The organism is Bifidobacterium sp., assembly GCF_051876855.1.
Lineage (GTDB): Bacteria > Actinomycetota > Actinomycetes > Actinomycetales > Bifidobacteriaceae > Bifidobacterium.
The window spans coordinates 1-8,943 of record NZ_JBJEIH010000068.1; the positions used below are offsets into that span (position 1 = coordinate 1).

Here is an 8,943-nt window from a genome sequence, read left to right on the forward strand (position 1 = left end):
CTGCTCGGCGCTGGTCTCATTGTCCAGTGTCTCGGATGTTCCCGCTGCGAATGGCTCGCGCATGTCATGTTGAACTCTCATGCAACCATCACAGCAGGCCATTGTTCACGATGCGAGACCGCGGGGAAAATTTCGCGTTACGCCGCTTTTTTAGTCGCAATATTACGTTTACGCAACGGAAATCATCGCAACCTTTGATGAATCACAACGAAAACAGCAGAGACCAAGCCTCGCACGCTATCGAACTCGAAGTTCTCGCAGCCACGCATGAACGTGACGCGTCCCGCGGACAGACGCCGCAGGATGACCGGACGAATTACCAAGGAGGAGCGATGACCACGACACAATCACCTGTCCAGGATGCGGTCCCGTCATCATCTGCGGCGGAATCGCATCAGCCGGATGATACCGGCGTCCGTATCGGCCGCGACAAGGACGTGGAATTGAGAGAAAGCGGCCTGACTATCAACCGCGCCCGCAAGACCTTCCGGTCGGCGGAAGGCAAATTGGTCCACGCCATCGACGACGTGAGCCTGAACATCGAAGCCGGCGAATTTTTCGTGCTGCTCGGCCCCTCCGGTTGCGGCAAGACGACATTGCTGCGGTCCATCGGCGGTCTGGAAACCCTTGATGCCGGCGAAATCTACCTGGGTGACCAGCGCATCGACGAGATGCCGCCATATGAGCGTCCGGTCAACACCGTATTCCAAAGTTACGCATTGTTCCCCAATATGACGGTGGAACAGAACATCGCTTTCGGCTTGGAAATGGAAAAGAAGCCGAAGGACTACATCAAGCGCAAGACGCAGGAGATGCTCGATCTGGTGCATCTGAGCGAAATCGGCAAGCGTCTGCCCAGTCAGCTGTCCGGCGGTCAGCAGCAGCGTGTCGCGCTCGCCCGGTCGCTCGCGAAAAGCCCGAAGGTGCTGTTGCTTGACGAATCCCTGTCCGCGCTTGATTTCAAGCTGCGCCGCCAGATGCAAGTCGAATTGAAGCGTCTGCAGCGCGAGACCGGCATCATCTTCATTTTCGTCACGCACGACCAGGAAGAAGCCCTGTCGATGGCCGACCATATCGCCGTGTTCTCCAAGGGCAAGCCCGAACAGGTCGGCACCCCGGAGGAAATCTACGACAAGCCTGCCAACCGGTTCGTCGCCGACTTCATCGGTGATATCAACTTCCTCGACGCCACCGTGCATGATGCCGGCTCGGTCGAGGTCGAAGGCAAGATTTTCCCCGTGACACAAGATTTGAGCGGGTATGGCAAGGGAACGGCCGTGAGCGCGGCCGTCCGCCCTGAGCGCATTACGCTTGGCGCGGCGAAGGACGGCGGTCTGCAAGCGAGTGTGGAAACCGTGACCTATATGGGTTCCGACATCCGCTGCCATGTCCGTCTCGCCGACGGTACGCCCGTGCAGATCCGCGTCAACCCGCCATTTGACGCCGAACTGCTCACGGTCGGCGCGAAGGTCGGCGTGACGGTCAGCCCCGACCATATGAGGGTGGTGGAACGATGAGTGAAACCTCTTCCGCTTTGGACGGCAGCAAGCCGCCGATTTCTGCGCCTTCGCAAGACGGCAAGGCAACGACCTCTCGTCGCCGTCGTACCCTGTTCGCCGCCTCAGGCAGCATCAAGCCCGGCATGCTGTCGCACTGGTATTCGATTCCCGCTATTATCGTCGGACTGCTGTTCACGCTCGGCCCGATCTGCGTCATCGTCGCATTCTCCTTCATGAGCCAACCGGATGTCGGCGGCGGCGTAGTCTACAAGTTCTCCACAAACGCTTACAAGAAGCTGCTGTTCACCACGGACTTCCTGGGCCGCACCTCCTTCGACCCGCGATATCTCAAGGTGTTTGGCACTTCGTTGTGGCAGGCGCTCATCACCACGTTCATCTGCATCGCGCTGTCCTTCTTCATCGCCCTGTGGATGTCGTTGCGCAAGCCGTCAACCCAGCGCCTGCTGGTGTTGCTGATCAACATCCCGTTCTGGACGAACCTCATTGTCCGTACCTACGCGTGGATGCTCATCCTCAATGAAAACGGCCCGATTAACGGCTTCTTGAAGTTCATCGGTGTCGGAAGCAAACAGCTGCTGTACACGTCGGGTGCCTCGCTGATCGGCTTGATTTTCACCTTCCTGCCGTTCGCGATTATGCCGATGTATTCGGCGCTGTCCGGGTTCGACTTCCGTCTGGTCGAAGCCGCATACGACCTGGGCGCCCGCAAACTCACCGTGATGCGGCGGATCATCCTGCGCGCCGCGAAACCAGGCGTCACCTCGGCCATTGCGCTGTGCTTCATCCCGGCCTTCGGGTCATACGTGCAGCCTGTGCTGCTTGGCGGTGGACGTGTCCTCATGGTCGGCAACCTGATCGCGTCCCAGTTCTCTGAAGCACGCAACTGGCCGTTCGGCGCGGCATTGTCCACGGTGATTCTGCTGATCACGCTGCTGTGCGGTGTCGTGGCAAGCATCGGCGGCGGCAAAGCGGCGCGTGACGCCGGCATGGCGGTATGAACAGAACGAGGTGAGTGCAATGACTAGCAGCAACAAGGAAATCAAGCGTACCGGTGAAGCAACGGATATCCGCACGGCCGCCGGGACGCCCGACAGCGAAACCGCTCCGGTCGTCCACATGGATTACGGCACCGCGGCGGAATTCGGCGCCATCGTCGAACGAACCATCGACGAACGCGGCGAACACGCCTCCGCCCAAATGCCGCAATGGCTCGAAGACAAGCAGCCCGACCGGGCACTGAGCACCCGGCGTTCCGGGCGAAACCGGCTGAAAACCTTCCCCGGCGTCGCGTTCATCAGCGTGCTCGTCATCCTGTTCCTGTATCTGCCGATGCTCATGGTCGTGATGTTCTCCTTCAACGGCGGCCGCCAAGCGCTGCTGTGGAAAGGGTTCTCGTTCTCGTGGTACGGCAAGGTGTTCCACGACCCCGCAATCATCTCGGCGACCCTGACCTCGCTGGAGGTCGCCGTCATTGCGATGGTATTGTCCACGGCCATCGGTGTGCTGTTCGTGCTCGCCGCGGACCAGATGTCACGGGCGGGTTCGGCGCTCGCCGGCTGGCTGATCAACGCGTCGCTGATTATCCCGGAGGTCGTGCTCGGCGTCGCCACCATGGGCTTCATCCGTATGATCGGCCTGAAGCCGGGCTTGCTGCCACTGATTCTCGCGCATACCACCTTCTGCATTCCGTTCGTGGTGATGCCGTTGCGCGCAAGGTTGCAGACCATCGACACCTCGTGCTTCGAAGCGGCAGTGGATCTCGGCGCGTCGCCAATCACCACGGTCCGCCGCGTCACCCTGCCACTGCTGGCCCCGGCCATCATCTCCGGCGCGCTTATGGCCTTCGTGATTTCGATGGATGACTTCATGATCTCGAACTTCCTGACATCCGCAGGCACGACGACACTGCCGATCTACATCTTCTCGCTTATCCGCAAGGGCGTGAACCCGAGCATCAACGTCGTCGCCACGCTTCTGCTCCTGCTCGCCGTCATCGTGACCGTCATCTCCTCGGTCCTGACCAACCGCAAGGACGACTGAACAGCGGCGGCATGCCAGTCAGCGCACCACCATATCGAAGAAAGGAGCCGATGATGCACACTTCACCAGCCTTTACGCCATCTGTTGTATCCGTTACGTCCTCCATGCCTGTTGCCTCTGCCGATTCCGTCCCGTCTGCCTCGCGACGGTCCACCCGTGCCGGGCGCAGAATCGCCACCCTGTTTCGTCGAGCGGCCTGCGTGGCCCTTGCGTCGGCGAGCCTGTTGTCGGCCGCCGCATGTTCCGGAGGCATCTCCGATTCCGCCCGCACGACCGATGTCGTGGCCAATGGCGCCTACCACGAGGCGCATGGCGGCGAACTGCACATCTACACGTGGGCCGGGTACATGCCGGATGATGTCATCAAGAAATTCGAGAAAGACACGGGCATCAAACTCACCGTGGACACTTTCGAAAGCAACGAGGCGCTGGAAGCCAAGTTGCAGTCCACAGGCGGGTCCGGCTATGACATCGTGATGCCGAGTGACTACATGGTCTACCAGCTCATCAAGGAGCATATGCTCGTCAAGTTCGACGTGTCCAAACTCCCCAACGGCAAGAACATCTCCAAGGAATTCTCCAGCCCGTATTACGATCCCAAGCTCGAGTATTCGGCGCCCTACGTGGTGGGGTACACGGGATTCATGGTCAATACCGCGAAGATTCCCAAGTCGCAAATCCCGACCTCTTGGAAAGAGTTCTTCGCATTGTCCTCCAAGTATGGCAAGTCGCAGCTGCTCAACGATTCGATCGAGGTGACGAACGCCGCATTGCGTGCGGTCGGCTCGGACCAGTGCACTACGGACGCGCATGCCTATCAGAACGCGAACGATCTGCTGCAATCCTACCGGTCGAAGGTCGGGGTTGTCAGCTCGGAAGGTGTGGCGGATCGTCTGGCTTCCGGGGAGCAAGTCATCGGCATGATCTGGAGCTACGACGCCTATCAGGCGCAGCAGTCGAACAAGGATCTCGAATTCGTCTACCCGTCCGACGGCACCACCCAGTTCGTGGACAATATGGCGATTGCCGCGGGGGCGCAGAACATCGACCAGGCCAAGACCTTCATCAACTACATGCTGGATCCGAAGAACAAGGAAGCGATCGACGAGTCTGCGGGCGCCGGATCAGTGCTCAAAGGCGGCGATGCGTTGCTGCCCAGCGAGATGCGGTCGTCCAACACGATCGTGCCGAGCGCGGATGAACTCAAGCATGCAGTGACTGAGAAGGCCTGCTCGAACGCAATAAACGACAATTACACGCAGCTGTTCGAGAACTTCAAGCAGTGATACGCGTGCGGCTGCACAAGAAGTGCGTCGGGCGCGGCTGTCTGGTGGGTGCTGCTTGCGGGGCTTGCATGGTTACGCGGCATGCGTGGTTGCAGCGTCTGCGCGGTGTCATCTGCGTGGTTTCGGAGCCGACTGATTGTGCGGGTTGCATGATTTCGGGGCAATTGGGTCATCTGGAGGGAAGCTTCCGGATGACCCTTTGTTTGTGTTTGGGGGAGTTCCGAGCTGACGTGCCGGGCTGAGTTTGCTTAACTGGGGCTGCTTGACTGCGGTTTCTCGATTTGGGCATATAGGAACCAAAGTATCGCATCTGGTTGCGTATGCGGTTTCATCGGAAACGACCCACACGTGGTGTTCCACAGCTATTGCTTTAGACGTTCCGTCTGGTTGCGCATGCGGTGACATACGGAACCACACGGAAGGCGTAGGGGAACGATACAATCGCTTGACATCTGCCGGCTTGTGTATGCCCGGGCATACACGGCGCCGCGTTATCGGCATATCAGGGCTGCTGGGTGCCTGCTTTGGGCGCGCAGCGCATGTCTCGGCATACGCGATTGACAATTCCCCGGGCCACACGGCAAGCTCGATTGCATCCTCTGAGTCCGGGGAAGACGCGGGGATGCAAGTCCGATGCTCAGACACGCTTGCGCTTGCAACACCTGCGGGGATGATAGGCAATAACGTTGGTCCCTATTTGCCTGATTGGCTTGCTTGTGATGCGCCGTGTGCATCTATTGCACAATGACGTACTGGCGCGTAACGACAGTGATGTCGCCCAGCGTCGCCCCGCGTCGTGCCTATGTGAGGTGTGACTCACACGCAGACAGCTAACGTAGCCGGGGTTGCAGTGCGGGGACTGCGTATCCGCCATCGTGTGAGGATTGACTCACATAGTGGCGGTTGGTGTGGCCGACGTTGCAGTGCGGGGACTGTGTGTCCGTCGTTGTGTGAGGATTGGCTCGCATAGTGACCGGTTTGGTGTCCGGAATCGTTGATTCCGCGGTACAAGTCTGTCATCGTGTGAGGATTCGCTCACATGGCGGACACTTTCCCGCACCCGATTGTTTGGTGGATGGTATGTCCGCCGGTCCGTGTGAGGATTTGCTCACACCACCGGTGCCGATTGTCGGCCGTGACATCGAGGCTCATGAATCCTTGGTATTCCGGGCCAATCCCCAAATCCTCCATCGGCCGCAATCTGGACGCGCCCGCGCGATGCTCGCCGCGGCTGCGAATCGTCCCTAAAAAGCGAACATCCATGTTGACGAATTGTTACGAGCGGAAAAACAGTTCCGGAATCAGAAATCCCAACGAAATAATGCGGGTTTTACCTATGAATGTACGAAATTCGTAGTCAAGTCGATAGAACGCAACGAAAATCGCATCGCAAGACTACCGAAGGAAAGGATTCGACATGACGGCCAGCATCAGTGAAGCCAGGATCAAGGAACTCACCGCCAAGGAAGGTGAGAAACTCAACGCCAAACTCGGCAAGTCCCGCGAGATGTACAACGAAGCCCGCAAGCATCTGTGTAACGGCGTCGCCTCCTCCTACCAGCTGCGCGATCCGTGGCCGATCTACGTCGATCACGGCAGCGGCTCCAAGCTGTGGGATGTGGACGGCAACGAATACTACGATTTCCACAACGGCTACGGTGCCATGGTGCAAGGCCACGGCAATCCGGAAATCGGCAAGGCCATCGCTGAGCGTTTCCCGAAGGGTACGCATTTCGCGCTTCCTGATGAAGATGATTTCGTCGTCGCTGACGAACTGACCCAGCGCTTCGGCCTGCCGAAGTGGCGTTTCACCAACTCCGGTTCTGAAGCTACGATGGACGCAATCCGCATCGCCCGTGCCTACACGCACCGCGACCATATCATGAAGATCTTCGGTTCTTACCACGGCCACCATGACGCGGTGATGATCTCCATCGTCGGCGATTACGAGAACATCGGCGACAAGAACCACTTGAAGAAGATTCCGTACGGCGCAGGCATCCCGAAGTCCCTGATTCCGCTGACCGTGCCGGTCCCGTTCAACGACGCCGACGCGCTTGAGGCCCGCATCCGCGAGATGGAAACCGATGACGAGGCTCCTGCCTGCCTCATCATGGAAGCCTGCCTGATGAATATGTCCATCGTGCCGCCGGAGCCGGGCTACCTCGAGAAGGTGCGCGAGATCACCAAGCGTCACGGCATCGTGCTCATCTTCGATGAGGTCAAGACCGGTCTGACTATTGGACCTGGCGGCGCCACCAAGCTGTTCGGCGTGACCCCGGACATGGTCACCATGGCCAAGGCGATTTCCGGTGGCCTGCCGATGGGCGCCATCGGCGGCACCGACGAGGTGATGAGCGTCGTCGAATCCGGTGAGGTCTACCAGGTCGGCACTTACTCCGGCAATCCGCTGTGCGTGGCCGCCGCCCGCGCCAACCTCGAGAAAGTGCTCACCCCGGAAGCCTACAAGCTGTTCGATCATCTGAACAACCGTCTGATGGAAGGCTGCACCGAAGTCATCAAGAAGTATGACTTCCCGGGCTACTCCATCGGTTTCGGAGCCAAGGGCTGCGTCACCTTCTCCCCGCACAAGATCGTGGACTACGTGACCTTCAAGCAGGGCCAGCGCACCGACTTGAACCAGCTGTGCTGGCTGTATGCGGCCAACCGCGGCGTGTTCATGACTCCGGGACGTGAGGAGGAATGGACGTTGTCCGTGGCTCATGACGACGCTGCGTGCGACGCGTATATCAACGCCTTCGCTGAGATGGCGCACGACGTGACCGCAGAGTAACCCCAATCAAGCCTCCCCGAAGCCGGGTTCCAATACACTGCACTCCTCTTGCCCGGCTTGGGGTGTCATTCGCGACCGTGGTCGAGTGGCATCGCGCATGCGGTGCTGTTTGGCCACGGTCGTTCCACTTCTGCGGGGTGGTTCATGGCGGTGCGGGGTGTGGTGAGGGGAGTGTTGCGGTGTGTTGCGGCGGCGTGGCGCCCGGGCGGCAGCGACACGCCGGAAGTTTCCGGGATTTGTGTCATACATTTCAGTGATTGCAGGAAAAACGACGCGCCGGGGAGCGTACGTCCCGAACATCGTGTATAGTTTTTGACTGTTGTGCGAAACGAGGTTTGCCTCGGTTCGACACCACATGGTGGATATAGCTCAGCCGGTAGAGCATCTGATTGTGGTTCAGAAGGTCGCGCGTTCGAGCCGCGTTATCCACCCCATCGACCCCGGGTTCGCCCGGGGTTTCATTTTCTTCCCGACTTGCGCCCGTGCAGCGACAGCGCGTCCCCGCGTCGGGTCGTTGCCCCTTTTCGCAAACTGAGAAAGCCGCCGGAATTGCGTGTTCGCGATAACTCCCGCAAACATCCGGGAGATAATCCGTCTTGAGGTCGGGCGTGGATATTCTCCCGGCTGCCCGCAGGTTTTAACGGCGGATTGTTTGCTGATGGTCGTTCGCGGCATCAAGTCCCGTATTCGTGGATTGCCTTGATATGCTTACCGCCGCCGCGGGCGATTTGGACGGCAACTGACATGCCTTCTTGCCTGTCGTTCCCCGCACGTGATATAGGGTCGCCGCCAGGGCAGGAAGCGTCGAGACGAGTCAAGGTCGAAGTCTGGAATCTCAATTTCTCTCAGATGAGGCATCAATCGGGGAGTTAGTCAGAAGAATTTCTGAAAAACTCTCGTCCGAGGCTATTTTCGTGAGATATTGTGATTGTTGCTCATCCGGGTCAATTCGAGTCATCATCAAAAACCGCGAAATATCAACAGTTTGCCGAAGTCATACGGTACCGGGGACGGGTGCGGAATCTCGATAAATCGCGCAATCGCGCTTGAAGGAGAGATTTTGAGACATTTTTCTGAATATCTCGGCAATTTCGGCATCTTCGCGGAGAAATTCAGAATCGGGGGAACGCGAGTCCGGTGAACAAGGTAGGTATCTGGCGTCGCTGCAGGATCGTCCTGAACGAAATGCGCGAGCCGATGAACATCACAGGCTGGCGGTCATATTCCCGCGGAGATTGTGGGTCGCGAGGCGATTGGATTGCGCGGCGGTCACGGCGGTTGCGGCGAGCGCGTTCTGAGTTTC

5 protein-coding genes and 1 tRNA gene are annotated in these 8,943 nt (G+C 58.9%); all 6 read left to right on the plus strand.

The window, feature by feature from the left end; translation table 11 throughout:
• Nucleotides 1–332: 332 nt before the first annotated feature.
• Nucleotides 333–1,517 carry an ABC transporter ATP-binding protein gene (locus ACI38B_RS04725; protein ID WP_439729742.1) on the plus strand — a complete coding sequence of 395 codons (1,185 nt, stop codon included), beginning with the start codon at nucleotides 333–335 and terminating at the stop codon, nucleotides 1,515–1,517.
• Complete coding sequence (locus tag ACI38B_RS04730) at nucleotides 1,514–2,518, plus strand: ABC transporter permease (RefSeq protein ID WP_439729743.1); 1,005 nt, start codon at nucleotides 1,514–1,516, stop codon at nucleotides 2,516–2,518. Before ACI38B_RS04725 ends, ACI38B_RS04730 begins: the two co-directional genes overlap by 4 nt.
• A 19-nt stretch (nucleotides 2,519–2,537) precedes the next feature.
• Nucleotides 2,538–3,560, plus strand: a complete 1,023-nt coding sequence (locus ACI38B_RS04735; protein WP_439729744.1) for an ABC transporter permease — start codon at nucleotides 2,538–2,540, stop codon at nucleotides 3,558–3,560.
• A 50-nt stretch (nucleotides 3,561–3,610) separates the two neighbouring features.
• A complete protein-coding gene (locus tag ACI38B_RS04740) occupies nucleotides 3,611–4,846 on the plus strand; it encodes an ABC transporter substrate-binding protein (protein WP_439729745.1) in 1,236 nt (411 codons plus the stop codon).
• 1,417 nt (nucleotides 4,847–6,263) lie between these two features.
• Nucleotides 6,264–7,640, plus strand: coding sequence for an aspartate aminotransferase family protein (locus tag ACI38B_RS04745; protein WP_029576028.1), 1,377 nt, complete (start codon nucleotides 6,264–6,266; stop codon nucleotides 7,638–7,640).
• 358 nt (nucleotides 7,641–7,998) lie between these two features.
• Nucleotides 7,999–8,074 (plus strand) — tRNA-His (locus tag ACI38B_RS04750).
• Nucleotides 8,075–8,943 lie beyond the last annotated feature (869 nt).